This window comes from Bradyrhizobium betae, assembly GCF_050632175.1.
Lineage (GTDB): Bacteria > Pseudomonadota > Alphaproteobacteria > Rhizobiales > Xanthobacteraceae > Bradyrhizobium > Bradyrhizobium betae_B.
The window spans coordinates 3,360,577-3,386,467 of record NZ_CP192576.1 but is presented as its reverse complement, the minus strand read 5'-3'; the positions used below and the strand labels follow the sequence as shown (position 1 = coordinate 3,386,467).

General features: G+C 65.5%; 25 protein-coding genes, 1 other RNA gene and 4 pseudogenes. 20 read left to right on the top strand and 10 right to left on the bottom strand.

Going from position 1 to position 25,891, the window contains the following annotated elements; all coding sequences use genetic code 11:
- Positions 1-140: 140 nt before the first annotated feature.
- From dapD to dapE, 3 genes are all read left to right on the top strand, one after another.
- A complete protein-coding gene (dapD, locus tag ACQ86E_RS16240; RefSeq protein ID WP_431206226.1) occupies positions 141-986 on the top strand; it encodes a 2,3,4,5-tetrahydropyridine-2,6-dicarboxylate N-succinyltransferase in 846 nt (281 codons plus the stop codon).
- Positions 987-1,232: 246 nt separating this feature from the next.
- Entirely contained in the window at positions 1,233-1,883 is a 651-nt protein-coding gene (locus tag ACQ86E_RS16235; protein WP_431206225.1) for a DUF805 domain-containing protein, read from the top strand.
- The gene (gene dapE / locus ACQ86E_RS16230) at positions 1,880-3,046 is read left to right on the top strand and encodes a succinyl-diaminopimelate desuccinylase (protein WP_431206224.1); all 1,167 of its coding nucleotides are present in this window, start codon (positions 1,880-1,882) and stop codon (positions 3,044-3,046) included. The genes ACQ86E_RS16235 and dapE overlap by 4 nt, the downstream gene beginning before the upstream one ends.
- Before the next feature lie 133 nt (positions 3,047-3,179).
- On the opposite strand, the gene truA is transcribed toward dapE, so the two are convergent.
- The 3 genes and pseudogenes from truA to def form a co-directional block, all read right to left on the bottom strand.
- Positions 3,180-3,917 (bottom strand): tRNA pseudouridine(38-40) synthase TruA, encoded by a 738-nt coding sequence (gene truA / locus ACQ86E_RS16225; protein WP_431206223.1) that lies wholly within the window; start codon positions 3,915-3,917, stop codon positions 3,180-3,182.
- Positions 3,917-4,851, bottom strand: a pseudogene (gene fmt, locus ACQ86E_RS16220) (methionyl-tRNA formyltransferase). Before fmt ends, truA begins: the two are co-directional and overlap by 1 nt.
- Before the next feature lie 138 nt (positions 4,852-4,989).
- Positions 4,990-5,514 (bottom strand): peptide deformylase, encoded by a 525-nt coding sequence (def, locus tag ACQ86E_RS16215; protein WP_431206222.1) that lies wholly within the window; start codon positions 5,512-5,514, stop codon positions 4,990-4,992.
- Positions 5,515-5,687: 173 nt separating this feature from the next.
- Between def and ACQ86E_RS16210 the strand changes: the two genes are divergently transcribed.
- The 3 genes and pseudogenes from ACQ86E_RS16210 (at position 5,688) to ACQ86E_RS16200 (ending at position 8,851) form a co-directional block, all read left to right on the top strand.
- Positions 5,688-6,887, top strand: a complete 1,200-nt coding sequence (locus ACQ86E_RS16210; RefSeq protein WP_431206221.1) for a DNA recombination protein RmuC — start codon at positions 5,688-5,690, stop codon at positions 6,885-6,887.
- 135 nt (positions 6,888-7,022) lie between these two features.
- Positions 7,023-7,322, top strand: a pseudogene (locus tag ACQ86E_RS16205) (GIY-YIG nuclease family protein); the annotation flags it as partial.
- Positions 7,323-7,485: 163 nt separating this feature from the next.
- Positions 7,486-8,851, top strand: a pseudogene (locus tag ACQ86E_RS16200) (AmpG family muropeptide MFS transporter).
- Positions 8,852-8,973: 122 nt separating this feature from the next.
- Here ACQ86E_RS16200 and ACQ86E_RS16195 read toward each other — a convergent pair.
- From ACQ86E_RS16195 to ffs, 5 genes and pseudogenes are all read right to left on the bottom strand, one after another.
- Positions 8,974-9,408: a hypothetical protein gene (locus ACQ86E_RS16195; RefSeq protein WP_431206220.1), complete on the bottom strand. Its 435-nt coding sequence runs from the start codon at positions 9,406-9,408 to the stop codon at positions 8,974-8,976.
- A gap of 26 nt (positions 9,409-9,434) precedes the next feature.
- A complete protein-coding gene (recR, locus tag ACQ86E_RS16190) occupies positions 9,435-10,037 on the bottom strand; it encodes a recombination mediator RecR (protein WP_280712105.1) in 603 nt (200 codons plus the stop codon).
- Position 10,038: 1 nt separating this feature from the next.
- On the bottom strand, positions 10,039-10,368 hold the full coding sequence (locus tag ACQ86E_RS16185; protein WP_431206219.1) for a YbaB/EbfC family nucleoid-associated protein: 330 nt from the start codon (positions 10,366-10,368) through the stop codon (positions 10,039-10,041).
- A 20-nt stretch (positions 10,369-10,388) separates the two neighbouring features.
- Positions 10,389-12,214, bottom strand: a pseudogene (locus tag ACQ86E_RS16180) (DNA polymerase III subunit gamma/tau).
- Between the two features lie 95 nt (positions 12,215-12,309).
- Positions 12,310-12,406, bottom strand: an RNA gene (ffs, locus tag ACQ86E_RS16175) — signal recognition particle sRNA small type.
- A 182-nt stretch (positions 12,407-12,588) separates the two neighbouring features.
- Between ffs and ACQ86E_RS16170 the strand changes: the two genes are divergently transcribed.
- The 9 genes from ACQ86E_RS16170 to ACQ86E_RS16130 all read left to right on the top strand — a co-directional run bounded on the left by ACQ86E_RS16170 (position 12,589) and on the right by ACQ86E_RS16130 (position 20,105).
- Complete coding sequence (locus ACQ86E_RS16170) at positions 12,589-13,443, top strand: transporter substrate-binding domain-containing protein (protein ID WP_431206218.1); 855 nt, start codon at positions 12,589-12,591, stop codon at positions 13,441-13,443.
- Positions 13,444-13,664: 221 nt separating this feature from the next.
- Complete coding sequence (locus tag ACQ86E_RS16165) at positions 13,665-14,327, top strand: amino acid ABC transporter permease (protein WP_431206217.1); 663 nt, start codon at positions 13,665-13,667, stop codon at positions 14,325-14,327.
- A complete protein-coding gene (locus ACQ86E_RS16160) occupies positions 14,324-15,130 on the top strand; it encodes an amino acid ABC transporter ATP-binding protein (protein WP_431206216.1) in 807 nt (268 codons plus the stop codon). Before ACQ86E_RS16165 ends, ACQ86E_RS16160 begins: the two co-directional genes overlap by 4 nt.
- The gene (locus tag ACQ86E_RS16155; RefSeq protein ID WP_431206215.1) at positions 15,130-15,885 is read left to right on the top strand and encodes an SDR family NAD(P)-dependent oxidoreductase; all 756 of its coding nucleotides are present in this window, start codon (positions 15,130-15,132) and stop codon (positions 15,883-15,885) included. Before ACQ86E_RS16160 ends, ACQ86E_RS16155 begins: the two co-directional genes overlap by 1 nt.
- Positions 15,882-17,009, top strand: a complete 1,128-nt coding sequence (locus ACQ86E_RS16150) for a muconate cycloisomerase family protein (protein ID WP_431206214.1) — start codon at positions 15,882-15,884, stop codon at positions 17,007-17,009. Before ACQ86E_RS16155 ends, ACQ86E_RS16150 begins: the two co-directional genes overlap by 4 nt.
- 184 nt (positions 17,010-17,193) lie before the next feature.
- Positions 17,194-17,613, top strand: coding sequence for an HIT domain-containing protein (locus tag ACQ86E_RS16145; RefSeq protein ID WP_431206213.1), 420 nt, complete (start codon positions 17,194-17,196; stop codon positions 17,611-17,613).
- A gap of 10 nt (positions 17,614-17,623) precedes the next feature.
- A complete protein-coding gene (gene nudC, locus ACQ86E_RS16140; RefSeq protein WP_431206212.1) occupies positions 17,624-18,568 on the top strand; it encodes an NAD(+) diphosphatase in 945 nt (314 codons plus the stop codon).
- A gap of 13 nt (positions 18,569-18,581) precedes the next feature.
- Entirely contained in the window at positions 18,582-19,502 is a 921-nt protein-coding gene (locus ACQ86E_RS16135) for a sugar kinase (protein WP_431206211.1), read from the top strand.
- A gap of 93 nt (positions 19,503-19,595) precedes the next feature.
- Complete coding sequence (locus ACQ86E_RS16130) at positions 19,596-20,105, top strand: Lrp/AsnC family transcriptional regulator (RefSeq protein ID WP_431206210.1); 510 nt, start codon at positions 19,596-19,598, stop codon at positions 20,103-20,105.
- A 65-nt stretch (positions 20,106-20,170) separates the two neighbouring features.
- Here ACQ86E_RS16130 and ACQ86E_RS16125 read toward each other — a convergent pair whose 3' ends face one another.
- Together ACQ86E_RS16125 and ACQ86E_RS16120 are read right to left on the bottom strand one after the other, a co-directional pair.
- Complete coding sequence (locus ACQ86E_RS16125) at positions 20,171-21,520, bottom strand: sensor histidine kinase (protein ID WP_431206209.1); 1,350 nt, start codon at positions 21,518-21,520, stop codon at positions 20,171-20,173.
- On the bottom strand, positions 21,520-22,242 hold the full coding sequence (locus tag ACQ86E_RS16120; protein WP_431206208.1) for a response regulator: 723 nt from the start codon (positions 22,240-22,242) through the stop codon (positions 21,520-21,522). Before ACQ86E_RS16120 ends, ACQ86E_RS16125 begins: the two co-directional genes overlap by 1 nt.
- A 184-nt stretch (positions 22,243-22,426) precedes the next feature.
- Between ACQ86E_RS16120 and ACQ86E_RS16115 the strand changes: the two genes are divergently transcribed.
- From ACQ86E_RS16115 to ACQ86E_RS16095, 5 genes are all read left to right on the top strand, one after another.
- Positions 22,427-22,648 (top strand): hypothetical protein, encoded by a 222-nt coding sequence (locus tag ACQ86E_RS16115; RefSeq protein ID WP_431206207.1) that lies wholly within the window; start codon positions 22,427-22,429, stop codon positions 22,646-22,648.
- 74 nt (positions 22,649-22,722) lie between these two features.
- On the top strand, positions 22,723-23,037 hold the full coding sequence (locus ACQ86E_RS16110; protein ID WP_431206206.1) for a cysteine rich repeat-containing protein: 315 nt from the start codon (positions 22,723-22,725) through the stop codon (positions 23,035-23,037).
- 9 nt (positions 23,038-23,046) lie between these two features.
- The gene (locus tag ACQ86E_RS16105) at positions 23,047-23,886 is read left to right on the top strand and encodes a sterol desaturase family protein (RefSeq protein WP_431206205.1); all 840 of its coding nucleotides are present in this window, start codon (positions 23,047-23,049) and stop codon (positions 23,884-23,886) included.
- Positions 23,887-23,991: 105 nt separating this feature from the next.
- Positions 23,992-24,324, top strand: a complete 333-nt coding sequence (locus tag ACQ86E_RS16100) for a hypothetical protein (protein WP_431206204.1) — start codon at positions 23,992-23,994, stop codon at positions 24,322-24,324.
- A gap of 16 nt (positions 24,325-24,340) precedes the next feature.
- Entirely contained in the window at positions 24,341-25,810 is a 1,470-nt protein-coding gene (locus ACQ86E_RS16095; protein WP_431206203.1) for a methyl-accepting chemotaxis protein, read from the top strand.
- The last annotated feature ends 81 nt before the right edge of the window (positions 25,811-25,891 follow it).

The window sequence follows — 25,891 nt, the reverse complement described above, 5'->3', positions numbered from 1 at the left end:
CGATTCATCGCAGCCGCCGCGGCGTACTGGATCACCCGCTTTCGCGGGTGATGACACCGAACCAAGCTTGACTCCGTCGCCTCAAATCCCGAAAAAGCGGCCCAATCCGTCAAAATTCCCATTTCCACGAGGAAATCCCGATGTCCCTGTCCGCCCTCGAATCGACCCTCAACAGCGCCTTCGACGCGCGTGACGGCATCTCGACCACGACCAAGGGCGAGGTGCGCGAGGCCGTGGACCAGGCGCTGGACATTCTGGACAAGGGCGAGGCGCGCGTCGCCGAGCGCGGCGCCGACGGCAAGTGGAAGGTCAATCAATGGCTGAAGAAGGCCGTGCTGCTGTCCTTCCGCCTCAACGACATGGGCGTCATTCCCGGCGGCTCCGGCAAGGCCACCTGGTGGGACAAGGTGCCTTCGAAGTTCGAAGGCTGGGGCGAGAACCGGTTTCGCGATGCCGGCTTCCGCGCGGTGCCGGGTTCGATCGTGCGACGCTCGGCCTTCATCGCCAAGAACGTCGTGCTGATGCCGTCCTTCGTCAATCTCGGCGCCTATGTCGATGAGAGCACCATGGTCGACACCTGGGCGACCGTCGGCTCCTGCGCGCAGATCGGCAAGCGCGTGCACATTTCAGGCGGCGTCGGCATCGGCGGCGTGCTCGAGCCGTTGCAGGCCGAGCCCGTCATCATCGAGGACGATTGCTTCATCGGCGCGCGCTCCGAAGTCGCCGAAGGCGTGATCGTGCGCAAGGGCGCGGTGCTGTCCATGGGCGTGTTCCTGGGCGCCTCGACCAAGATCGTCGACCGCGAGACCGGCGAGATCTTCATGGGCGAAGTCCCTGAGTATTCGGTGGTGGTGCCCGGCGCGCTGCCCGGCAAGCCCATGAAGAACGGCGAGCCCGGCCCGAGCCTGGCTTGCGCCGTCATCGTCAAGCGCGTCGACGAGCGCACGCGCGCGAAGACCAGCATCAACGAGCTGCTGCGGGATTGATCTGCGCCACCGGCGCAAGCTTATCACCGTCACCCTGAGGTGGCCGCCCCTTCGGCGGCCCTCGAAGGGTGACGGCCCGGCTGCATCGCGGCGACATCTCGGCCGCCCATCCTTCGAGGCTGCCCCTGCGATGCTTTGCATCGCAGGCCTCGCACCTCAGGATGACGGGTTCGGTAGAATATCGAACCCTCTCTTCCTCCATCGCGACAAATCCCCGGGCGCCCCCTTCCGCCCGGAGCCGTTCGCATGGACTGGACCTGGTATCTCTTCCGCTTCGACGGGCGCATCAACCGTGCACTGCTGTGGCAGGCGCTGCTGATCGTCGCATTGCTGGCGGGCTTGCTCGGACTGATCGGTCAGGCGATCCACGTCGCGAGCGGCGAGAAAGCGTTTTCCTCCAGATTCACGCTCGAGTTCGACTTCGCCCTCGACAGCCTTTTCAGGCTGGTCGATCCCCGGGCCTATCGCGCGCTGGAATCCTTTGACCGCACGGATCTGATGCTGAAGTCGTCCGGCCTGGCGGTGTTCGCATGGATTTTCCTGGCAACGGCCATCAAGCGGCTGCACGATCGCAACAGGAGCGGCTGGTGGATCGTTCCGTTCATCTTCATGCCCGGCCTGTTCAGCCAGTTCTCGGACCTTTTGCCTGATACCAACTGGACGCTTCAATTCGCCCTCACAGCCTCGACCCTGTGGTTGTGGGGCCTCGCCGAAATGTTCTGCGTGCCCGGCACCTCCGGCCATAACCGGTTCGGTCCCGATCCACTGGCCGAGACCGACGACCGCCCGGCATCCGCTTCGTCCCCTGCAAAAAGCTGGGACCAGCAAAGCGAGCTCGAATTCGTGCCTCCCAGCGCTAGCCCGCCCGGCGGCATGCATGTTAAGCGGGGCGCATGACCGATGCTCTCTCGATTGCCCGCGATCTCATCCGCTGCCCCTCGGTAACGCCGGCCGATGCCGGCGCACTCGGGGTGCTCGAACAAGCGCTCACCGCCGCCGGCTTCACGTGCCACCGTGTGACGTTCTCCGAGCCCAGCACCGCCGACGTCGACAATCTCTATGCGCGCATCGGCACTGAAGCCCCGCACATCACCTTCGCCGGCCACACCGACGTCGTGCCGCCCGGCGACGAGAGCGCCTGGAGCGTCGGCGCATTCTCCGGCGAGGTGAAGGACGGCGTCCTGCACGGCCGCGGCGCAGTCGACATGAAGGGCGGCATCGCCTGTTCGGTCGCCGCTGTGCTAGAGCATCTCGCCGCCCATGACGGCAACCCGCGCGCGGACGGTAAGGGCTCGATCTCCTTCCTGATCACCGGCGATGAGGAAGACGTCTCCATCAACGGCACCATCAAGCTGTTGAAATGGGCCGCCGAGCGCGGCGAGACATTCGACCATTGCGTGCTTGGCGAGCCGTCCAACGTCGAGACGCTCGGCGATACCATCAAGGTCGGCCGCCGCGGCTCGCAATCCGGCACGCTTTATGTCGACGGCGTGCAGGGCCATGTCGCCTATCCGCACCGCGCCGCCAATCCGGTGCCTGATATCTCGCGATTGATCGTTGCGATCAGCGACGAGCCGCTCGACCATGGCAGCGCGCAGTTCCAGCCGTCCAATCTCGAATTCGTCTCGGTCGACGTCGGCAACAAGGCCTTCAACGTCATCCCGGGTGAAGCCCGGGCCCGGTTCAACATCCGCTACAACGACAACCACACCCAAGCGAGCCTGCGCGAACTGGTCGAGACGCGGCTGACGAAAGCCTGCGGCAATCGCATCAAGGCCCGCATCGTCTGGGAGCCGTCGAACTCCAACGTGTTCGTCACCAAGCCCGGCCCGTTCACTGATCTCGCGGTCTCCGCGATCGAGGAGGTGACAGGCCGCAAGCCGGAGCTGTCGACCTCGGGTGGCACCTCGGACGCGCGCTTCATCTCCAGCTATTGCCCGGTGATCGAGTTCGGCCTGGTCGGCCAGACCATGCATCAGGTCGACGAGCGCGTGCCGGTGAAGGATCTGGAGACGCTGACGAAGGTGTATCGGGGGATACTGACGCGGTATTTTGGGTAGGCGCAACTGCCGCCACAAACACGGCTGTCATCGCCCGACTTGATCGGGCGATCCCGCCCTGGATGCCCCGGTCAAGCCGGGGCATGACAGCGGTGGGTGCGGCCAGAGCACGCGCTCTCAGCCCCTCGGCCCCTCAATAATCCACCTTCACCAGGTACAGCCCGTCCGGCGGCGCGACGATGCCGCAGGCGGCGCGGTTGCGGGCGGCGAGCGCTGCCGAGAGATCGTCCGCGGTCCAGCGTCCCTCGCCGACCCACACCAGCGATCCCACCATCGAGCGCACCTGGCTGTGCAGGAACGAACGCGCCGAGGTGACGATGGTGATCTCGCGGCCATCGCGCAGCACGTCGAGCTGGTCGAGCGTCTTCTCCGGCGATTTGGCCTGACACTCGGTATCGCGAAAGGTCGTGAAATCGTGCTTGCCGAGCAGGCGTTGTGCCGCCGCATGCATCGCATCGGCATCGAGACGGCGCGGCACGCGCCAGGCGTGGCCGATGTCGAGGGCGAGATTGGCGCGGGTGTTGACGATGCGGTAGCGATAGTGGCGCTTCACGGCCGAGAAGCGCGCCTCGAAGCTGTCAGGCACGATCTCGGCCTCCAGCACCGCAATCGGATGCGGACGCAGCTGAGCGTTGAGACCGTCGCGAAAACGACCGGGCGGAAACTGCTTCTCGATATCGACATGCGCGACCTGGCCGCGCGCATGCACGCCCGCATCGGTGCGGCCGGCACCGTGCACGCGCAGATCCGCACCGGTCATCGCCTTCACCGCCGCTTCCAGCGCGCCCTGCACCGACGGCAGCGTGTCCTGCACCTGCCAGCCGAAGAACGGCGCGCCGTCATATTCGATGGTGAGCTTGTAGCGGGGCATCAGGCCAGCCGCATCGGCGGCTTCAGCGGCACCCCGCGCAGGAAGTCTGTGGCCTGCATCCGCGCCTTGCCTTCGCGCTGCAGCTCGAGGATGCGGATTGCGCCCTCGCCGCAGGCGATGGTGAGCTGATCATCGAGCACATCGCCCGGCGCGCCCGTGCCCTTCGCCAGCTCGCAGCGCAGGATCTTGATACGCGCATTTTCGCTCACGCCGGTCAGCTCGGCCCAGGCGCCGGGAAACGGCGACAGGCCGTGGATGTGCGCAGCACGGCGTGCGCCGGCCTGGTCCAGTCGATGCGCGCTTCGGCCTTGTCGATCTTGGCGGCATAGGTGATGCCGACTTCGCTCTGCTTGCTGAGCTGAAGGCCGCCGCGTGCGAGCGCGGCCATCGCCCGTATCATCAGATCGGCGCCGAGGCGCGAGAGGCGATCGTGCAGATCGGCCGCCGTCATGGTGTCGGTGATGGCAAGGCGTTCGGCCATGGCGACGTCGCCGGTGTCGAGCCCGACATCCATCTTCATCACCATCACGCCGCTCTCGGCGTCGCCGGCCATGATGGCGCGATTGATGGGCGCGGCCCCGCGCCAGCGCGGCAGCAGCGAGGCGTGCAGATTATAGCAACCGAGTTTTGGCGCATCGAGGATCGCCTGAGGCAGGATCATGCCATAGGCGACGACGACCGCTGCATCGGCATCGAAGGCACGAAATTCGTCGAGCGCTTCCGGCGTCTTCAGCGTCTTCGGCGTCAGCACGGGAATGCCGAGCTTTCGCGCAGCTTCCTCGACCGGGGTCGGCTGCAATTGCAGGCCGCGCCGTCCGCCCGGCTTCGGCGCGCGGGTGTAGACGGCGGCGATCTCGTGGCCATGCGCGACCAGCTCGAGCAGCGTCGGCACGGAAAAATCGGGCGTGCCCATGAAGATCAGGCGGAGGGGCATTGAGCTACACAATCCTCGGAATGAGCAAGGTACTCGTCATGGCCGGGCTTGTCCCGGCCATCCACGTTCTTCGTGCTCACTGCGGCAAAGAACGTGGATGCCCGGCACAAGGCCGGGCATGACGCCGGAGGGTGTGGCTCACTCCGCGCGCTTGGCGGCTTTCTCGAACTTCTTGATGACGCGGTCGCGCTTGAGCTTCGACAGATAGTCGACGAACAGGACGCCGTTGAGATGGTCGATCTCGTGCTGGATGCAGGTGGCGAAGAGGCCTTCGGCGTCCTCCTCCTGGACCTTGCCGTCGAGATCGGTGAAGCGCACGCGCACCTTCGCGGGGCGTTCGACCTCCTCGTAATATTCGGGGATCGACAGGCAGCCTTCCTCGTAAACCGAGAGCTCCTCGGACGAGGCGATGACCTCCGGATTGATGAAGACGCGCGGAAGCGGCTTGGTCTCGCCGTTCTCGTCGCGCTTGGCGAGGTCCATGGTGATCAGCCGCAAAGGCTGCGCGATCTGGATCGCCGCGAGCCCGATACCGGGCGCGTCGTACATGGTCTCGAACATGTCGTCGGCAAGCTTGCGGATCTCGGCCGTGACCTTCTCGATCGGCTTGGAGACCAGACGCAGCTGCTTGTCGGGCAGGATGATGATTTCTCTGAGGGCCATGGCCGCGATTTAAGCCGCGCGCCGGATGCGGTCAATGCGGCTGGGGAACCCCGTTAACCCTTCGCTAACCATAAAACTTCAGGTTTCGTTAACCATGAAAATTAACGGGGCATTTACCCCCAGATGTTCGCTATTCGTTCGTGCACCGCGCCGAATCGGCTAGAAGGACAGGCATGAACGAGATCATTTTCGTGGCTGGCGACTGGCCGGTGCGTGTCGTCGATGCGCTGATCGGCTTCGGCGCCCTTGTCGTCGTCCTGCTGGTGGTGATTGCGGTGGTGATCGCGCGTTCGGGGCGGCGCGGCGCGGAACTCGCCATGGCGCATGCCATCCGCGCCGACGAGCTTGAGGAGCGCATCAGCCAGATGCTGCATGCCCAGAGCGAGGCCTCGGGCCGGGTCGACGCCATGACCCAGGCGCTGGCCGGCCGCCAGGCCGACATGGCGCGGGCGGTCAACGAGCGGCTGGATTCGGTGACCCACCGCGTCGGCCAGTCCATGGAGAACACCACCCGCAACACCATGGAGAGCCTGCGCGCCCTGCACGAGCGGCTCGGCATCATCGATAACGCGCACAAGAATCTCACCGACCTCACCACGCAGGTGACGACCTTGCGCGACGTGCTCGCCAACAAGCAGTCGCGCGGCGCCTTCGGCCAGGCGCGGATGGAGGCGATCGTCCAGGACGGCCTTCCAAAAGGCGCTTACGAATTCCAGTTCACGCTCTCGACGGGAAAGCGTCCGGATTGCGTGGTGTTCCTGCCTGACCAGCGCCCGCTCTGCATCGACGCCAAATTCCCGCTGGAAGCGATGACCGCACTGCACGACGCCCGCACCGACGAAGAGAAGCGGATCGCCACGCAGCGGCTGCGCAGCGACGTGATGAAGCATGTCGGCGACATCGCCGAAAAATATCTCGTCGCCGGCGAGACCCAGGAGATGGCGCTGATGTTCGTGCCGTCGGAATCGGTCTACGCCGAGATCCATGACGGCTTCGACGACATCATCCAGAAAGCCTACCGCGCCCGCGTCGTGCTGGTGTCGCCCTCGCTGCTGATGCTGGCGATCCAGGTGATGCAGCAGATCATGAAGGACGCGCGCATGCGCGACGCCGCCGACCAGATCCGCACCGAGGTGATCAAGCTCGGCGACGATCTCGGACGCCTGCGCGACCGCGTGACGAAGCTGCAGAAGCACTTTGCCGAGGCCAACGAGGACGTCCGCCAGATCCTGATCTCCGCCGACAAGATCGAGAAGCGCGCCGGGCGCATCGAGGAACTCGATTTCAGCAAGACCGACGTGTCCGAAGGCCCGCATCTGGTGGCGACCGGTGCGCCGGAGCTGTTTCCAAGGAAGCTGCAAGCGGGGGAGTGATTTTGTAGTACACTGTCATGCCCCGCGAAGGCGGGGCATCCAGTATGCCGCGGCGGTCGTGATTGAACCGAGACGCTGGTGGGTACTGGATCGTCCGCCTTCGCGGACGATAACAGCGAGAGGGATAGGTAGCAGTTGGGCACACGCTCCTATTACGTTTACATCCTCGCCAGCAAAATCGGCGGAACGCTGTACATCGGCGAGACAAATGACCTCATTCGTCGCGTGGCCGAACATAAGTCGAAGGTCATCGAGAGCTTTACAGAGAAGTACGATGTCGCAAGGCTGGTCTACTTCGAACAGTTCGACGATCCCGAGAACGCGATCAAGCGGGAGAAGCGCCTCAAGAAGTGGAACAGGGCCTGGAAGGTCCGTTTGATTGAGAAAGACAATCCGAACTGGGACGACCTTTATCCTGGGATAGCCGGACCTCCGGGACACTGTCATGCCCCGCGAAGGCGGGGCATCCAGTATGCCGCGGCGGTCGTGATTGAACCGAGACGCTGGTGGGTACTGGATCGTCCGCCTTCGCGGACGATGACAGCGGAGAAGGCCGCGACATCTCCCTTGCGCCCCCAGAATCTGCTAACACCTCCTCATGCCCGCCCCCGACACCACATCGCCCGCCATCACCGACACGCCCGCCACATCCTGGCGCGACAGTCTGGCCGTTTACCTGCAGCCGCGCGGTGCTGATCGTGCTGTTCCTCGGCTTCTCCTCGGGGCTGCCGCTGGCGTTGTCGGGTTCGACGCTGCTGGTGTGGATGCGGGAGGCCGGGGTCGATCTCGGGACCATCGGGCTGTTCGCGCTGGTCGGCACACCCTACACGCTGAAATTCCTCTGGGCGCCGCTGGTGGATGCGCTGCATGTGCCGCTGTTCACGCGTGCGTTCGGACGGCGACGCGGCTGGCTGCTGTTCTCGCAACTGCTGCTGATCATCGCGATCCTGCTGCTGGCGCTGACCGATCCCGCGCGCTCGCCGTTCTACGTCGCGCTCGGCGCGCTGCTGGTGGCGACGACCTCGTCGACGCAGGACATCGTGGTCGACGCCTTCCGCGTCGAAAGCCTCCCCGAGAGCGAGCAGGCCGCCGGCATGGCGTCCTATGTCGCAGCCTACCGCATCGGCATGCTGGTCTCGACCGCGGGCGCGCTGTTCATCGTCTCGGGCTTCGAGGACACCGGCATTCCGCGCAATTCGGCCTGGATGTGGGGTTATGTGGTGATGGCGGGGATGGTGCTGATCGGCACGGTCACTGCGCTGGCCGCGACCGAGCCCGAGCAATCGGCGCGGGCCGAGGCGGCGACCCAAACCGAGACCGCGTTCGCGCGCGTGCTGCACGCCGCGATCGGCGCCTTCTCGGAGTTCCTGGCGCGCAAGGACGCGCTTGCCGCGCTCGCCTTCGTCGTGCTGTTCAAGTTCACCGACGCGTTCTCCGGCACCATGACCGCGCCGTTCGTGATCGACCTCGGCTTCTCCCGCAACGACTATGCGGCGATCGTGAAGGGCGTGGGCCTCGCCGCAACGCTGATCGGCGGTTTTGCCGGCGGCTTCCTGGCCCGGCGCTATCCGCTGGCGACGTGCCTGTGGATCGGCGGCGTGGTGCAGGCCCTCGCGAACCTGTCGTTCTCGTGGCTTGCGTTCGTCGGCACCAGCCAATGGGCGCTCGCCTTCGCCATTACTTGCGAGAACTTCACCAGCGCCATCGGCACCGTGATCTTCGTCGCCTACCTCTCCGCGCTGTGCCAGAACCCGCTGCACACGGCGACGCAATACGCGCTGCTCACCGCGCTTGCGGCTGTGGGGCGCACTTATCTCTCATCCGTGGCCGGCTATGTCGCCAAGGCGACCGGCTGGCCGCTGTTCTTCGTGATCTGCGTACTGGTGGCGATCCCGAGCCTGATCCTGCTGACATGGCTGCAGAAGCGCAGGCATTTTGAAGAGCTGGGGCCGGTGAGGGTTTAGTCGCCGCCGTCTCTCCTCGTCATTGCGAGCGAAGCGAAGCAATCCAGAGTTCTTTCCGCGGCGACAGCCTGGATTGCTACGTCGCAAGTGCTCCTCGCAATGACGGCGGAGAGAGCGCCCCCCTACTGCTTCTTGATGATGCTCCACTTCGTGACCACGGCTTCGCTCATCTGGCCGGGATCGCTGGCGCAGGCAACTTCGTCCACCTTGACCGAGATCGCCTTGCCGACGAAGGATTTCAGCTGCGCGGCCTGCGCGTCGCTGGAGGTGACGAGTTGGAACGTCTCCGGCCCCGTCTCGAGATTGCAGAGCCCGCTCGGCGCGGGCAGGCGCCGCGGCTCGGAGGTGATCTGGTAGGTCGCGATTCGCTTGCCGGCGTTCTTGACGTCGCGCACCTTCATTGCATTCAGCTCGCCCGAGAGCACGTCGCCGGTGTTGATCGGCTTGCCGGGCTTCGACGGCGGCGGGGCATCGTCGCCCTGCGCAGCGAGCGCCGGGGTCGCCAGCATCGTCATCGTCGCGACCAAAGCCAATCGTGTGGCGAATCGTTTCGTCATGTCGTCCGTTCCATAGGTCTGGATGGCTAGAACAAGGTTCGCTGCCGCATCGCGGCCGATAGCGTACCTTCGTCGAGATAATCAAGCTCGCCACCGACCGGCACACCGTGCGCCAGCCGGGTTACTTTTACGTTGGCGTCCTGAAGCAGGTCGGTGATGTAATGCGCCGTGGTCTGGCCGTCGACCGTGGCATTCAGCGCCAGGATGATTTCGTGCACCTCGGCCGCATGTGCACGCGCGACCAGCGCGTCGATGGTGAGGTCCTGCGGACCGACGCCGTCGAGCGGCGACAAGGTCGCGCCCAGCACGTGGTAGCGCCCCTGGGTCGCGTTGGCCCGCTCCAGCGCCCAGAGATCGGCGACGTCGGCGACGACGACGATGATGGCGGGATCGCGCTTGGGATCAGTGCAGACCGTGCAGGGATTCTGCGTGTCGATGTTGCCGCAGGTCTTGCAGACCTGGACCTTGTCGAGCGCGACCTGCAGGGCGGACGTCAGCGGCATCATCAGCGCCTCGCGCTTCTTGATCAGATGCAGCGCCGCACGGCGCGCGGAGCGCGGGCCGAGGCCCGGCAACCGTGCGAGAAGCTGGACCAGCCGCTCGATTTCGGGACCCGCAACAGCGCCCATATTACTGGCCGAACAGCCCCGACAGTCCCGGCGGCAGGCCGAGCCCGCCGGTGAGCGACTGCATCTTCTCCTGCACCGCCGTCTCCGCCTTGCGGCGGGCATCGCCGAGCGCGGTGACAAGCAGATCCTCGAGCACCTCGCGCTCTTCAGCCTTCATCAGCGAGGGATCGATCTTGATGCCCTTCACGTCCATCTTCGCGGTCATGCGCACGGAAACGAGACCGCCGCCGGAGACGCCCTCGACCTCTACGTTGGCGAGCGCATCCTGCATCTCCTGCATCTTGGATTGCAGCTGCTGCGCCTGCTTCATCATGCCGAAAATATCGACCATCGGTGCTGTCCTTAATCGGCTCAGAGATCGTCGCCGTCGGAACCGTCGGGCGGATCGTCACTGCCATAGTCGGCGTTAATATTGGATTCCGGCGTCTCCGGGGCAAGCCTGCGGACCTCGACGACCTTCGCACCGGGGAAGCGCGACAGCACCTCCTGCACGCGCGGATCGGCCTCGGCGGAACGCGCATGTTCCTGCTTGGCCGCCTGGTTCACCGAACGCAGCGTCGGCTGTCCCTGTTCATTCGATACGATCACGGTCCAGCGGCGGCCGGTCCACTGCTCGAACTTGCGCGCAAGCTCGGAGATCATGGTTTTCGAGGCGTTCGAGCTCGAGCGCGACTTCCAGCCGGCCCTCCTCGAAACGGACGAGGCGCATGTCGCCCTCGAGCGCGCCCTTGGTCATGACGTCGCGCTTCTGGCCGGCGAGCGCAACGAGCTGGGTGAAGCTCGTGATGCGCAACTGGGGCGGAAGATTTTGCGGGCTGGCCGCGGGAGCAGGCGCCGCCATCTGCGGCCGGGCGCCGCCGCCGCCGAACGAAGACGACGACGTCGGCATGCGGACCGGCGCTGTGGAAGCCATCGGCGCGGCCGGCGCGTTGCTGCGCGCGGCACTGCCGCCGCTCACGACCGGCGATCCGCCGCCGTTCTGCTCCAGCATTTTGATAGCTTCGTCCGGCGTCGGCAGGTCGGCGACATAGGCGATGCGCACCAGGACCATCTCGGCGGCAGCAGCAGGGCGCGTCGCGGCCTGCACCTCGGTGATGCCCTTGAGCAGCATCTGCCACATCCGCGACAGCACGCGCATCGAGATCTTCGAGGCGAAATCCCGCGCGCGCACGCGCTCGGTCTCGCCATAGGCGACGTTATCCGCGGTCGCCGGCACGATTTTCACGCGGGTGACGAAATTGACGAACTCGGCGAGGTCGGAGAGCACGACGATCGGATCGGCGCCGACATCGTACTGGTCGCGGAACTCCTTGAACGCGGAGGCGATGTCGCCGCGCGCCAGCAGAATCGAACAGGTCGATGACCCGCGTCCGATCGGCGAGCCCCAGCATCTGCCTGACGGCATCGGCCTTCACGGCGCCCGCCGCATGCGCGATCGCCTGGTCGAGCAGCGACAGCGAGTCGCGCACGGAGCCTTCGGCGGCGCGCGCAATGATGCCGAGTGCCTCAGCCTCGATCTCGACGTTTTCCTTGGCTGCGATGTTGGCGAGGTGCTTCATCAGCACGTCGGCCTCGACGCGGCGCAGGTCAAAACGCTGGCAGCGCGACAGCACCGTGACTGGAACCTTGCGGATCTCGGTCGTCGCGAACACGAATTTGGCGTGCTCCGGCGGCTCCTCCAGCGTCTTCAGGAAGGCGTTGAACGCCGCCGTCGACAGCATGTGGACTTCGTCGATGATGTAGACCTTGTAGCGGGCGCTGGCCGGCGCATAGCGCACGCTGTCATTGATCTGGCGGACGTCGTCGACGCCGGTGTGCGAGGCCGCGTCCATCTCCAGCACGTCCATGTGCCGGCTTTCCATGATCGCCTGGCAATGCACGCCGAGCGTCGGCATGTGGATGGTGGGGCCCTTCACAGAGCCGTCCGGCATCTCGTAGTTGAGTGCACGGGCGAGGATGCGCGCGGTGGTGGTCTTGCCGACGCCGCGGACGCCGGTGAGAATCCAGGCCTGCGGAATCCGCCCGGTCTCGAACGCATTGGAGACGGTGCGGACCACGGCCTCCTGGCCGATCAAATCGTCGAAGGAGGATGGGCGGTATTTGCGCGCCAGCACCCGGTACGGCGTGCCAGCCTGGCTGGCGCTGTCAGGATTGGAAGGGGCGCCAGCGTCGGTCATCGGTCGATCCGCAATGGAAGTGTCTCTCGCCGGCTCTTGCGGAAAGGAGCGCGCTGGCGGCTTGAGCCGCCGGCGCAATTCGCTCGGAAAAACAAGTAGGAGACTGACGAGCGACCCGATCCGGACCTCGTTAGGGCTGCTTCCTTCCGGACCTGACCCGGTTGGCGAGTGGCTCGTCCACCGCCAATCTCCCGGTCCCTATTTGGGGCCAAAGGGAGCGGAAAGCAAGCGGGGATCGGCTCTGACGGCTCGGGTTTGCCCAGCATCCGGGCAATTCCCGGCCTGCCCAGCCGATAGGCTGTGCTTTCGCTGGTGAGACCACCTTGCTAAGAACGCGGCCGGAACTCATCCAACCAGAAAAGCGATTGATCCCAATGGTTACACGTCGTGATGTTGCATCGATTGTCGGACTTGGCGCCATTGGCGCGGTGACCGCGAGCGCGCTGGCCTCGCCGGCCGTGGCCCAGGCGGCCGATCCCAACGAATCGACCTTCGCCCGCATCCGTCGCACCAAGAAGATGCGGATCGGCGCGGTCGGCGGCGGCGCGCCCTACTACATGAAGGACCTCTCCAGCGGCCAGTGGAAGGGCTTTTACGTCGACATCGCCAAGGCGCTCGCCGACGACATGGAGGCCGAGCTCGACATCACCGAGACCACCTGGGGCAATTCGGTGCTGGATCTGCAGTCCAACAAGATCGACATCTTCTTCGGCCTCAATCCGACCCCGAAGCGGGCGCTGGTGGTCGACTTCTCGGTGCCGGTCTTCAACAACGCCTTCGGTATTCTCTGCAAGAAGGACTTCAAGCCGAAGAGCTGGGCCGAGCTGAACTCGCCGGACGTCAAGATCGCGGTCGACCAGGGCTCGTCCCACGACCAGGTCGTCAGCCGCCTGACGCCGAAGGCGCAGATCTCGCGTCTCAAGACCGCGGACGACGCCACCGCGGCGCTGCAGACCGGCCGCGTCGATGCGCAGTGCCTGATCACCATGCTGTCGCTGACCGTGCTGAAGAAGAATCCCTCGCTCGGCCAGTTCGTGCTGCCGACGCCGATCTTCGCGACCACGTCGAATGCCGGCTTCCGCCGCGAGACCGACAAGACCTGGCGCGACTACGTCAACACCTGGATCGATTTCAACAAGGGCCTCGGATTCATCCGCAATGCCATCATCACCAACATGGAGCTGGTCGGCGTGACCGAAGCGGACATTCCGCCCGGCGTTTCGCTGTAAGGTCTCGCAAACTTGGGGCAGTCTCGATCCGCGCACGCCGCTGCGCCCCTCCCCGCTTGCGGGGGAGGGTCGAGGAGAGGGTGTTTCCGCCAGGGAGACTCCCCCAGAGGATAGAACCCTCACCCGGCGCTACGCGCCGACCTCTCCCGCAAGCGGGAGAGGTGCACCGAGACCGCGGCTCGAGTTGTCCGTGCCATTTCGCGACTGAGGTCCAGAAAAATATGTATCAGTGGGACTTCGGCATCCTCTGGAGCTATCGCTGGCTCTTTCTCAACGGGCTCGGCGTCACCGTCGGTTTCACCGTGGTCATCGTCGTGCTCGGGCTCGTGTTCGGCCTGTTCGGCGCGTTCGGAACGCTGTCGCGCTTCAAGGCGATCCGCCTCACCGCCCTCACCTTCATCGAGGCGTTCCGCTGCACGCCGATCCTGGTGCAGCTGATCTGGTTCTACTACGCACTGCCGATCCTGGCCGGCGTCGAGATGACGCCGATCACGGCCTCGGCGCTGGCGCTGTCGCTCTATGGCGGCTCGTTCTATTCGGAGATCATCCGCGGCGGCATCATCTCGATCGACAAGGGGCAGTCGGAAGCCGGCGCCGCGCTCGGCATGACGCCGGGACAGAGCATGCGGCGCATCGTGCTGCCTCAGGCAATCAAGCGCATGATCCCGGCGCTGATGAACCAGTCGATCATCCAGTTCAAGAACACCTCGCTGGTCTCGGTGCTGGCGGTGCCCGATCTGGTCTATCAGAGCCAGGTCGCCGCCCATGACAGCTACCGGCCGCTGGAGACCTACACCGCGGTCGCGGTCGCCTATGCGGCGATCCTGATTCCGCTCACCATCCTCGTCCGCCGCGGCGAGAAGCGATTGGCGGTCAGCGAATGAGCGACACGTCCAAGAACACTTCGAAGATCGAGATCCGGGCCCTGCGCAAGAGCTTTGGCAGCAACGAGGTCCTGAAGAACATCAGCCTCGACGTACCCAAGGGCGGCGTCGTGGCGTTGATCGGACCGTCAGGCTCGGGCAAATCGACGCTGCTCCGCTGCATCAATCTGCTGGTCGTGCCGGATGGCGGCAGCGTTCGCGTGGGCGACACGCGCTTTGCGTTCGGCGACGGCTCGAAGCTGCCCGACGTGAGGACGCTGGCGAAATTCCGTGCCACCACCGGCATGGTGTTCCAGCACTTCAACCTGTTCCCGCACATGACGACGCTGCAGAACGTAATGGAAGGGCCCATCACGGTACGGCGCATGGCCAAGGCGGATGCCGAGAAGCTCGCGCGGGCGCAGCTCGCCAAGGTCGGCCTTGCCGAGAAGGCCGACCAATATCCGGCGACGCTCTCCGGCGGCCAGAAGCAGCGCGTCGCGATCGCACGCGCGCTGGCGATGGAGCCTGACGTCATGCTGTTCGACGAGGCGACCTCGGCGCTCGATCCCGAGCTCGTCGGCGAGGTGCTCGCCGTGATCCAGCAACTGGCGGCCGAGGGCATGACCATGGTGATCGTGACCCACGAGATCGCCTTTGCCCGCGAGGTTGCGGACCGCCTGATCTTCATGCGCGACGGTGTCGTGGTCGAGGAAGGCCTGGCGCGGCAGGTGATCGACAATCCGCAGGAAGCCGCGACACGTGCCTTCCTCAGCCATTTCCACCGCACCGGCGCCTTGCCACCGGCCAACGCAGCGACCTGATGCCTGATATCAACCGTGCCTATCTCGTCACCGGTGCCGCCAGCGGCATCGGCCGCGCCACTGCAAAGCTGCTCGCGGCACCCGGCACCGCGCTGCTGCTGCACACCCGCTCGAACGCGGCCGGCCTCGACGCGACTGCGGCAGACGCCGAGGCGAAGGGCGCCGTCATCGCAAAATGCCTCGGCGATCTCGCCGAGGAGGCCGCGGTCACCGATGCCATCGCGGCAACGCAACGCGCCTTCGGCCGGCTCGACGGATTGATCCTGGTCGGCGGCCATGCCCGCCGCGGCAGCGCAATCGGCACGCCGGCGGATCAGTTCCGCCAGGCGATGGACGAATCCGCGCTGGCTTTCACGCGGCTGGTCGATGCCGCGCTGCCGCTGCTGCGCGCCGGGCGTGATGCGCGGATCGTTGCCGTGTCCTCGTTCGTCGCGCACGCGATCCGGCCCGAATTCGCCCCCTTTGCAGCGACGGCTGCCAGCCGTGCCGCACTGGAAGCGCTGGTGCGCCTCACCGCGGTCGAACTCGCGCAAGACGGCATCACCGTCAACGCGGTTGCGCCGGGCCTCATCATCAAGGACAAGCCGAGCGAGAGCCGGCTGTCGCCCGAACAGATCGCCGCGACCGAGGCGCTGATCCCGATGCGCCGCCGCGGGCGGCCGGACGAGGTGGCCGAGATCATCGCCTTCCTCGCCTCACCAAAAGCATCCTACGTCACCGGCCAAGTCTGGCACGTCAATGGAGGCCTGACATGACCGAAGCCACCGTCGAACGTTTCAGGCTGTTCCTGATCGAAAGCCCGATCAAGATGGCCCGCCTCCAGGGCGTCGGCAACGTCAAGGGCACGGTGAAACGCGTTCTGCTCGAGCTCACGTCCAGCGACGGCGTCGTCGGCTGGGGTGAAGCCGCGCCGTGGGAGGTATTCACGGGAACGCCGGAAGCGGCGTTCTCCGCGCTCGACATTTACTTGAGGCCAATCGTGCTCGGCAAGCCGGTGCGCCGCATCCGCGCGCTGATGGCGGAGCTCGACCGTGCAATGGTTGGTCATGCCGAGGCGAAGGTCGCGATCGAGATGGCGCTGCTCGACATCGTCGGCAAATCGTCCGGGCTTTCGGTTGCCGACCTGCTCGGCGGCCGTGTGCGGGACACCATTCCCCTCTCCTTCTCGATCGCCGATCCGGACTTTGCCGCCGATATCGAACGCATGCGGAAAATGATTCCCGACGGGAACGTGATCTACAAGGTCAAGACCGGCGTGAAGCCGCATCGCGAGGACCTCGCGCATCTCGAGGCGATCCGCAACGAGTTCGGCGACAAGGTCGATCTGCGCGTCGACTACAACCAGGCACTGGCTCCGTTCGGCGCCATCAAGATTTTGCGCGACGTCGAGCAGTTCGCGCCGACCTTCATCGAGCAGCCGGTGCCGCGCAAGTTTCTCGACGTGATGGCGCAGCTCACCGCGGCGCTGGAAACGCCCGTGCTGGCCGACGAGAGCTGCTTCGATCGCCGCGACATGATGGAGGTGGTGCGCCGCGAGGCGGCCGATGCCGTCTCGATCAAGCTGATGAAGGCTGGCGGCCTGTTCGAGGCCCAGGCGATCATGGCGATCGCCGACATCGCCGGCCTGCCGGGCTATGGCGGCACGCTGTGGGAGGGCGGCGTTGGGCTGGCCGCCGGGACGCAGCTGATCGCGGCGACGCCGGGCATCTCGCTCGGCTGCGAGTTCTACATGCCGCATCATGTGCTGACCGAGGACGTGCTGGAAAAGCGCATCGCCAACCGGGCCGGTCATGTCGTGGTGCCGGATGGGCCCGGCCTCGGCATCCGCGTCAGCGAAGCTTCGGTCCGCGCCAACGCGCGGGTGCTGGCAGAGGCGTAGGGTAGCCGCCACGACGGCCACAGACTCGCTCGTCGTCCCGGATCGGCGCTCCGCTTCGCTGCGCTTGTCCGGGACGACGAGCGAGTATGCAGAAGCAGCGTGGCCCGATCCTTCCCCTATCCAGCTCCGTATCGTATGGTCCGGCCAAACAGGCCCGAACCCATCGGGCCATCCGGAAACGCATATGTCCGAACCCGCCTGGTCGCTGCACTCCCGCCTGAAAGAGGACACCATCGACATCGGCGATTTGCCGTTGTCGAAGGTACTGGTCATCAAGGACGCAAATTATCCCTGGCTGCTGCTGGTGCCGCGGTGCGCCGATGCCGTCGAGATCATCGATCTCGACGAGGTTCAGCAGGCGCAGCTGATGACTGAGATCTCCCGCGTCTCGCGCGCGCTGAAGGAGATCACGGGTTGCGACAAGCTGAACATCGCGGCGCTCGGCAACCTCGTGCCGCAGCTTCACGTGCACATCATCGCGCGCCGCACCGGTGACGCCGCCTGGCCACGACCGGTCTGGGGCGTGATGCAGCCTCTGGCGCATGATGCCACCGAGGTGCAGAATTTCATCAGCGCGCTTCGCAAGAAAATCTGGTTGGGTTGAAAGAACAACAATGTCAGCATTCGACTCGTTTCCGCTGGGACAGCCGGCCTTCGTCACCAACATCCTCGATCGCGCCGCGCATCTGCGCCGCGACGACGAGAAACTGTTCGCGATGGAGCAGAAGCCGTCGTCGCGCGCCTATGTCGTCTACCGCGATTCGCTGCTGGTGAAGCGCGAGGGCGAAAAGGTGCGCGCGCTGCTGGGAATCGACGAGGCGCTGAAATGCGGCGCCAATCCCGGCACGATCTTCCTGGGGCTGCGCGACGGCGCGGCGATGTTCGGCATGGGCCTGTCGCAGGCCGCTGCCGAGAAGCTGGTCGGGCGGGAGGACTACACCGTCACCGAGCTTCGCGGCATGGCGATGCAGGGCTCGATCCCGCCCGCGGAGCTTTCGGCGATCGCGATGGCAAAGTCGATGGTCGGCTGGCATCAGCGCCACGGCTATTGCGCCAATTGCGGCACCCGCAGCGCGATGAAGGAAGGTGGCTGGAAGCGCGAATGCCCGACCTGCAAGGCCGAGCATTTTCCCCGCACCGATCCGGTGGTGATCATGCATGTCGCATCCGGCGAGAAGTGCCTGCTCGGCCGCCAGAAGCAGTTTCCGCCGGGCATGTATTCCTGTCTCGCCGGCTTCGTCGAGGCGGCCGAGACCATCGAGGACGCGGTGCGCCGCGAGATCCTGGAGGAATCCGGCATCCGCTGCACCGACGTGCAGTACTACATGACCCAGCCTTGGCCCTACCCGTCGTCGCTGATGATCGGCTGCAGCGCGCGGGCGCTGAACGAAGACATCGTCGTCGATCATTCCGAGCTGGAGGATGCGCGCTGGTTCACGCGCGAGGAGGCGGCCCTGATGCTGACGCGGACTCACCCGGACGGGCTCGCCGGCCCGCATCCCTTCGCGATCGCCCATCATCTGCTCGGCCGCTGGGTGCACGACAAGAGCGGCGCCTGAGCTGAGACCGCCGATGGCCGGGATCGCGCCGCGCATCCTCTGCATCGGCATTCCCGTGCGCGACCTCACCTTCCGGGTCGAGGCCGTGCCCGAACGTGGCAGCAAGGCCAACGCCGGCCATTTCGCGGAGATCTGCGGCGGCAATGCGCTCAATGCCGCGATCGCGATCGCCCGGCTCGGCGGCCGCGTCTCGTTTGCTGGACCGATGGGCGACACACGGGAAACATCGAGCGCCTTCATTCTCGATCGGATGGCGCAGGAGGGCATCGAGACCACGCACATCGTGCGCATGCCGGGTCTCGCCACGCCGATCTCTGCCATCATGATCGAGCCTTCCGGCGAGCGGACACTCACGATCTATCGCGATCCCGGCCTGTGGAGCGTGCAGCTGCCCGATGCCGGCGAGTTGCTGGCCGATTGCCAGGCGGTTCTGGTCGAGAGCCGCTGCGCCGCGTTCTGCACCGACCTCTGTGTCGAAGCACGCCGCCGCGGCATTGCCGTCGTCGTCGGCGTCGACCGCGCGATGGCGCTGACCGATGGCCTGCTTACGGTCGCCTCGCACCTGCTGTTCGCCAGCGCGCAGTTGCAGGAGACGACCGGCGTGACCGATGACGGAGAAGCCCTGCGGCATCTGTCGAGGCTGACGCCGGCCTTTCTGGCCGCCACGCGCGGCCCGCACGGCACCATCTGGTTGAACGAAGCGGCCGAGCTGGACGAGACACCGGCGTTTCCGGTCGAAGCCATCGACACACTCGGCGCAGGAGACGTCTTCCACGGCGCTTTCACGCTGCGCCTCTCCGAAGGCGGCGATGTGCGGGAGGCGCTGCGATTCGCCGCGGCGGCCGCAGCGCTGAAATGCACCCGCCATGGCGGCGGTCTCGCCGCCCCGCATCGCTTTGAAATTCAGGAGTTTTTACGTGTGGCTGTGGGTTAACCCCAAACACGCGGCCAACATTATGGACTTGCTATGGAAAATTATTCTATATATGAGGGCTCATCGCCCGAATAATGAAACAAAGTTCTTCAAATGACCGATGCCGCCCTCCCGATTCCTGAGACCAGCCGTCGCCTCGATGCCATCGACCGCAAGATTCTGATGGTCCTCCAGGACGATGCCTCCCTGTCCGTCGCCGAGATCGGCGACCGCGTCGGGCTGTCGTCGACCCCCTGCTGGAAGCGCATCCAGCGGCTCGAGGCGGACGGCGTGATCATCAAACGGGTGGCCCTGGTCGATCAGAACAAGATCGGGCTCGGCATCTCCGTGTTCGTGTCGGTGGAGAGCGCCGACCATTCGGACGCCTGGCTGAAGAAGTTCGCCGAGGCCGTCAGCGCGATGCCGGAAGTGATGGAATTCTACCGCATGGCCGGCGACGTCGACTACATGCTGCGCGTCGTGGTCGCGGACATGCAGGCGTATGACATCTTCTACAAGAAGCTGATCAGCGCGGTGCCGCTGAAGAATGTCACCTCGCGCTTTGCGATGGAGAAGATCAAGTCCGTGACCACGCTGCCGATCCCGGCAGTGGTTACGGCCTGATCCTGGTCTCCTGTTTCGACGCGTTTTCTTCACGCGAACCGGTATCCACTTCGCTCGAAAACGCTCTAAGCCGGCTGAAACACCGGCAGCGCGACGTTGACCCGCGTACCTCCGCCGGGGGCCGCGGCAATGCCGATCGTTCCACCATGCGCCTCGACCAGGCTGCGCACTACGGCGAGGCCGAGGCCGGCGCCGCCGGTCGCACGGTTGCGGGACTTCTCCAGCCGAAGGAACGGTTCCAGCACGGCCTGGCGCTGATCATCGGGAATGCCGGCCCCCTCGTCGTCGATCGACACGACGACGGCACCGTCCTTCAACGCGGTCGTGACATGGGCGGCATGGCCATAGGCGAGCGCGTTGTCGATGATGTTGGCGAGGATGCGCCGCAGTGCCAGCCGGTCGCCGAGCACGACCGCATTCCGCACGCGCTCATCAACGACCAGATCGACCGGTGCCCCCTGAGCGCGCCGGTCGTGCACCTCGACGGCGACCAGCGCGGCCAGCTCCACCATTTCCTGCGACAGGCCGCCGGCGCCGGCACGCGTCGACAACAGCGCGTCGTCGAGCAGCCGGATCATGTCGTCGATATCGGCAACCGCCCGCTGCCGCTCGGGATCATCGGGGATGTGCTCGACCCGCAGCCGCAGCCGTGTCGCATACGTCCTGACGTCATGGGCGATACCGCCGACCAGCGTCATGCGAGCCCGCAGCATCTCCGCGAGCCGCCCCTGCAAGCGGTTGAACGCGGCGATCACGGCGCGGATTTCCGGCGCACTGCGACGCGCATCCGGCAGCGGCGGCGGATCGGCCGTCAGGTCGACGCGATCGACCGCCGCGGCGAGTTGCGCCAGCGGCCGGGTCTCGCGCTGCATGACAAGGAGCGCCAGCAGCGCCACGATCGATCCGAACAGGCCCGCGCCGAAGCCGACCGGCAAGCCGAGCGGCGTGACCGGCAGGCGGGTATAGGCATCGACGATCAGCATCTCGCCGCTGCGCAGGCCGATGCGGAACTCGATCGCGTTAGCCATCAGCCGCGCGATGCGGGGAAACCAGCGGCTGGCGCGATGGTCGGGCGGTGACACGATTTCGACCGGGCGCCCCGCGAGACCCGCGGCATAGGTCTCGCGCAATTGTTGCTGCTGCGGCGGCGTCTCGCCGCGGACCGGCGCGCCATCCGGTGCGATTCGAACCTTGAATTGCGGCGACGACACGGCATCGAGCACGGACCGCCGCTCGCCGGCGGCCGTGCGCTCGACCAGCGTCGCGAGCGCATCGAGGCGCGCCGGCGAAGGCCGCGTCAGCTCGTTCTCCTGCACTGTGGTCCGGTAGAAGATCGCCATGATCACAGTCATCACCACCGTAAACCCGATCAGCCCGATCAGGGCCAGCCGCGCGGCAAGCGTCACCCGCAGCATCACGACACCTGCCTGACGGTCGCGGTGAACAGATAGCCGCCATTGCGCACCGTCGTGATCAGGTTGGAGCCGGGGCTTGCAGCGTCGAGCTTGCGGCGCAGCCGCGAGATCAGCATGTCCACCGTGCGGTCGAACGGCTCCGCCGAACGGCCGCGGGTCCAGTCGAGGATCTGGTCGCGTGTGAGCACCCGGCGCGGGCGCTGCACGAAGCAGCCGAGCAGGTCGAACTCGGCGCTCGTCAGTTGCAGCGCAGCCGTGTCGGCCTCCGGCGTCTCCACACTGCGGGAATCGAGATCGATCACGAACCGATCGAATGCGAAGCGTCTGACCAGCGGCTTTGCGCTGGCGCCGTTGGCGCGACGCAAAATAGCCCGAACCCGCGCCAGCAGCTCGCGAGGTCCGAACGGCTTTGCGAGATAGTCGTCGGCTCCCATCTCGAGGCCGACGACGCGATCGATCTCGTCGCTCTTGGCGGTGAGCATCAGGATCGGGATGGAATCGTCGGCACGCAAGCGGCGGCAGATCGAAAGCCCGTCCTCGCCCGGCAGCATCAAATCGAGGATCACGAGATCGGGCCGCAGGCGCTGGAGCATCGCATCCATCGCCTTGCCGTCGCCGACGCAAGCGACATCGAAGCCCTCGCGTCGCATGAAATCGGCGACGAGGCGACTGATCTCGGGATCGTCCTCCACCATGAGAATCGTGGCCGAAAGCGTGTTCATCGCCGCATTCTGGATGACATCGCGGCGCGCGCAAGGGCGCGGGCATCGTTGTTACACACTGTTACACCCGCCCGACAAAGCCATAACAATCGTTGCCTCCCGGCAAAGCGGCATCGAAGCAGCCGGGCCAGTCTCCTCACATGGCTTCCACACACGGAACGCCCTCACCGTCAAGGAGACGACCATGAACAAGCTCTTCCTCTCCACCCTCGTCATCGGCGCGCTGTCGGTCGCAGCCGCCGCGGACGCCAATGCCTGGACGCGGTCGGCGACCACGAACGGCCCCCGAGGCACCTCAAGCGTTTATGCAACGGGCGGCTGCGCCAACGGAAGCTGCTCGCGCAACGTCACCCGCACCGGTCCGCAAGGCAACACCTACACCCGTACCGGCACGGTCTCGCGCTGACTTCACCACGGCCGTCGTTGCGCCAGCCCCGCGCGACGACGGTCGATCGCACCGTCCTAGAAAGGCCAAATCCCATGCCATCCATCTTCGGCTCAACATCGCTCGCACGAGCCGCAATCGTCATCGCTCTCGGTGTCGCCACCTCGGCACCTTCGCTCGCCCAGTCACAACTGCAAACCCAGATGACCCCACAGATGCGCAGTGAAGCGCGCGCGGTCATGCAGGCTTGTCGCACCGACCATGACCGGCTGTGCAGCGACGTCACGCCAGGTGGCGGGCGCATTCTTGCCTGCCTGCAATCCCATGCCGGCCAGCTCACATCTTCCTGCGCGCAAGCACTGCCCCGCGCGCAGGCGCTCAGGGACAGCGCCGGCGGCGCACCGAAATAGGAGGCCGCCATGGGTTACGCGTCAATCCTGCTCGACCCGACGCTCCGCCGCGTGATCCTGGCCACCGCGATCGGCCTGATGCTGCTCGAATACGGCGTCGGCCGGCTCGCACATCGCGAGACCCACGACTGGCGCGAGAGTGTTGCATCGTTCGGCGTCGCGCTGGGACAAAACGTGCTGCGCGCGATCGAGGCCGGAATTCTCGCGGTGCCGTTCGCGTTCCTCTACGAGCACCGTCTGTTCGACTTCGCGCAGACCGGCCCACTTGCGCTTGCGGGATTATTCCTCGGCAGCGAATTTCTCTATTACTGGCAGCATCGCGCGTCGCACCGCATTCGCTGGATGTGGGCGACGCATGCGGTGCATCACTCGACCACGCGGTTGAACCTCACGGCAGCGATCCGGCTCGGCTGGACCGGCAACATCTCAGGGAATTTCCTGTTCTTCCTGCCGCTTGCACTGATCGGCTTTCATCCCTTCGCGATCGTGACCATGCTCGGGATCAACCTGCTCTACCAGTTCTTCATCCATAGCGACTTCGGGCCGAACCTCGGCGCGCTCGAATGGGTGCTCAACACGCCCGGCCATCATCGCGTACACCATGCATGCAATGCGCCGTGCCTCGACCGGAACTATGGCGGCATCCTGATCGTGTTCGATCGCCTGTTCGGGACCTTTGCGGAGCGTCCTGGAGACCAGCCGCTTCGTTTCGGCCTCGCCGGCGGCACGCCGTCCTTCAATCCGATCCGGATTGCCCTCGGCGAATGGATCGCCATGCTCGGCGATGCCTGGAGAGCGCGCGGCGCCCGCGCAAAGCTGCGCGTGCTGTTCGGGCCGCCGGGCGGCTAGATCTCCCGCGAACCTCCACACGGCGGCACGCAGGCAGTACTTCTACGACCCGGCCGCTAACCGGATATTTACCGGGAATTAGCTCTGATCGCCTAGATTTCGATCATGGAGGGGAAAACGGCGATTCCGTCCCGGCGGTGGCCTGCCTGGGCGAATGCGGCGGCATTGCTGCTCGCAGGCTGGATCGCAGTTGCAATCCTCACCTTACAGGTTCGTCCGGGCGCGACAATTGTCGCAGTTGCGTTTCCGCCATGGTGGAGCACGCAACAGGTTTTTCAGGCTGCGGGATCGGCACAAGCCGCGATCGTTGGGGCAACCGCCCTTCCCACTCTCCTCGTCGTCCGCCCGGATGACCATGACGGACTGGCTCGCCTGCACGAGGCGGGCGCCTGGTTCGTGATCGACGCGCAAGCGGTTTTGGCATGCTTTGGCAGATAGCTCTGGGGATGGCGGCATGATTGTCGAGAACGACGGACTGGAATCGCTGCGGCAGACCACCAGCAAGATCCTCGTTGCGGCGCTTTGGCTTCACGTTCCGATCAGCGTGACGATCGGGCTGGCGCTCGGCAAGCCCTGGCTTGTCCCCGCGATATTCATGGCGATCTTCGCGCTCGCCGCGACCCTGTCCTGGCGCCTGTCCGGCAACGGCCTCTCCACGCGCCTCGTGTTCTCCGTCGCATTGATGAGTGGCGTGTCGATGTTCACCTACCAGTTTGAGGGAAACCCCTGGCAGATCGACATGCATATGTACTTCTTCGCGGCGCTGGCCTGCATCGTTGCTTACTGCGATTATCGTGCAATCGCCGCCGCGACGGTTGCGGTGGCGCTGCATCACATCGCGCTGAACTTCCTGCTGCCCGCAGCGATCTATCCCGGCGGCTCAGATTTCGGCCGCGTCGTGCTGCATGCGGTCATCCTGCTGATCGAGGCGGGCGTGCTGATCGCGCTGTCCCGCAAGCTCCAGGAGTTGTTCGAGACCACAGCCATGAAGACGGCCGAGGCACAGGCCGCGATGGCGGCTGAAGCGCGCGCAAACAACGAGCGTAGCAAGGTCGAGCAGCGCGCCAAGGACGAGCGCGAGGCGGCCAAGCAGCGTCTGGCCAGCAATTTCGAACGCAGCATCGGCAGCATCGTGCAGGCGGTGGCGGTTGCCGCCAGCGAAGTCCAGAAGCTGTCATCCGCGATGAGCAACAACAGCGCCGACACCGCGCGCCAGACCGCCGCCGCGGCCTCAGCGTCGAACCACGCCTCGAGCAACGTCGAGACGGTCGCGGCTGCAACCGAGGAGCTCACCGCATCGGTCGGCAGCATTACCCAGCAGGTCGCCCGTTCCGCGGAAATCGCGGCCAAGGCCGCCGACGAGGCCCGTCGCACCAATGAAGTGGTCGAAGGCCTTGCCAGCGGCACGCAGAAGATCGGCGAGGTAGTCACCCTGATCCAGAACATCGCGAGCCAGACAAATCTGCTTGCGCTGAACGCCACCATCGAGGCCGCCCGCGCTGGCGAACACGGCAGAGGATTTGCGGTGGTCGCGAGCGAAGTCAAGGCGCTGGCGAACCAGACAGCAAAAGCCACTGAAGAGATCTCGACACAGATCCAGAGCATTCAGGGCGCGACCAGCAATGCCGTCAACGCCATCCAGTCGATCGGCGCGACGATCGCCGAGATCGACGAGATTTCCGGCCAGATATCGACCGCGGTCGATCAGCAAGGCCAGGCGACGCGCGAGATTGCCGGCAGCCTGCAACAGGCCGCCACCGGCACGCGGGAAGTGAACGACAACATCGTGGGCGTCAGCAAGGCGTCCGAACAGGCGGGCGCCGCCGCGTCGAAGATGCACCAGGCTGCCGCCGGACTGTCGTCGCAGTCCGAGCGTCTCAAGGCCGAGGTCGACGGATTCCTGGGGTCGCTGCGGACGGCGTAAACTTCCGTTCGGCGCGGTCATCCCAGCCTTCGCGGGTGATGACCGCCTTGGATGCGGCAAGCGCAGGCTCTCCGGCCTGGC

Coding starts and splice junctions, on each gene's coding strand:
- dapD (WP_431206226.1), top strand. CDS start 141: ATGTCCCTGTCCGCCCTCGAATCGACCCTCAACAGCGCCTTCGACGCG.
- ACQ86E_RS16235 (WP_431206225.1), top strand. CDS start 1,233: ATGGACTGGACCTGGTATCTCTTCCGCTTCGACGGGCGCATCAACCGT.
- dapE (WP_431206224.1), top strand. CDS start 1,880: ATGACCGATGCTCTCTCGATTGCCCGCGATCTCATCCGCTGCCCCTCG.
- truA (WP_431206223.1), bottom strand. CDS start 3,917: ATGCCCCGCTACAAGCTCACCATCGAATATGACGGCGCGCCGTTCTTC.
- def (WP_431206222.1), bottom strand. CDS start 5,514: ATGGCCCTCAGAGAAATCATCATCCTGCCCGACAAGCAGCTGCGTCTG.
- ACQ86E_RS16210 (WP_431206221.1), top strand. CDS start 5,688: ATGAACGAGATCATTTTCGTGGCTGGCGACTGGCCGGTGCGTGTCGTC.
- ACQ86E_RS16195 (WP_431206220.1), bottom strand. CDS start 9,408: ATGACGAAACGATTCGCCACACGATTGGCTTTGGTCGCGACGATGACG.
- recR (WP_280712105.1), bottom strand. CDS start 10,037: ATGGGCGCTGTTGCGGGTCCCGAAATCGAGCGGCTGGTCCAGCTTCTC.
- ACQ86E_RS16185 (WP_431206219.1), bottom strand. CDS start 10,368: ATGGTCGATATTTTCGGCATGATGAAGCAGGCGCAGCAGCTGCAATCC.
- ACQ86E_RS16170 (WP_431206218.1), top strand. CDS start 12,589: ATGGTTACACGTCGTGATGTTGCATCGATTGTCGGACTTGGCGCCATT.
- ACQ86E_RS16165 (WP_431206217.1), top strand. CDS start 13,665: ATGTATCAGTGGGACTTCGGCATCCTCTGGAGCTATCGCTGGCTCTTT.
- ACQ86E_RS16160 (WP_431206216.1), top strand. CDS start 14,324: ATGAGCGACACGTCCAAGAACACTTCGAAGATCGAGATCCGGGCCCTG.
- ACQ86E_RS16155 (WP_431206215.1), top strand. CDS start 15,130: ATGCCTGATATCAACCGTGCCTATCTCGTCACCGGTGCCGCCAGCGGC.
- ACQ86E_RS16150 (WP_431206214.1), top strand. CDS start 15,882: ATGACCGAAGCCACCGTCGAACGTTTCAGGCTGTTCCTGATCGAAAGC.
- ACQ86E_RS16145 (WP_431206213.1), top strand. CDS start 17,194: ATGTCCGAACCCGCCTGGTCGCTGCACTCCCGCCTGAAAGAGGACACC.
- nudC (WP_431206212.1), top strand. CDS start 17,624: ATGTCAGCATTCGACTCGTTTCCGCTGGGACAGCCGGCCTTCGTCACC.
- ACQ86E_RS16135 (WP_431206211.1), top strand. CDS start 18,582: ATGGCCGGGATCGCGCCGCGCATCCTCTGCATCGGCATTCCCGTGCGC.
- ACQ86E_RS16130 (WP_431206210.1), top strand. CDS start 19,596: ATGACCGATGCCGCCCTCCCGATTCCTGAGACCAGCCGTCGCCTCGAT.
- ACQ86E_RS16125 (WP_431206209.1), bottom strand. CDS start 21,520: ATGCTGCGGGTGACGCTTGCCGCGCGGCTGGCCCTGATCGGGCTGATC.
- ACQ86E_RS16120 (WP_431206208.1), bottom strand. CDS start 22,242: ATGAACACGCTTTCGGCCACGATTCTCATGGTGGAGGACGATCCCGAG.
- ACQ86E_RS16115 (WP_431206207.1), top strand. CDS start 22,427: ATGAACAAGCTCTTCCTCTCCACCCTCGTCATCGGCGCGCTGTCGGTC.
- ACQ86E_RS16110 (WP_431206206.1), top strand. CDS start 22,723: ATGCCATCCATCTTCGGCTCAACATCGCTCGCACGAGCCGCAATCGTC.
- ACQ86E_RS16105 (WP_431206205.1), top strand. CDS start 23,047: ATGGGTTACGCGTCAATCCTGCTCGACCCGACGCTCCGCCGCGTGATC.
- ACQ86E_RS16100 (WP_431206204.1), top strand. CDS start 23,992: ATGGAGGGGAAAACGGCGATTCCGTCCCGGCGGTGGCCTGCCTGGGCG.
- ACQ86E_RS16095 (WP_431206203.1), top strand. CDS start 24,341: ATGATTGTCGAGAACGACGGACTGGAATCGCTGCGGCAGACCACCAGC.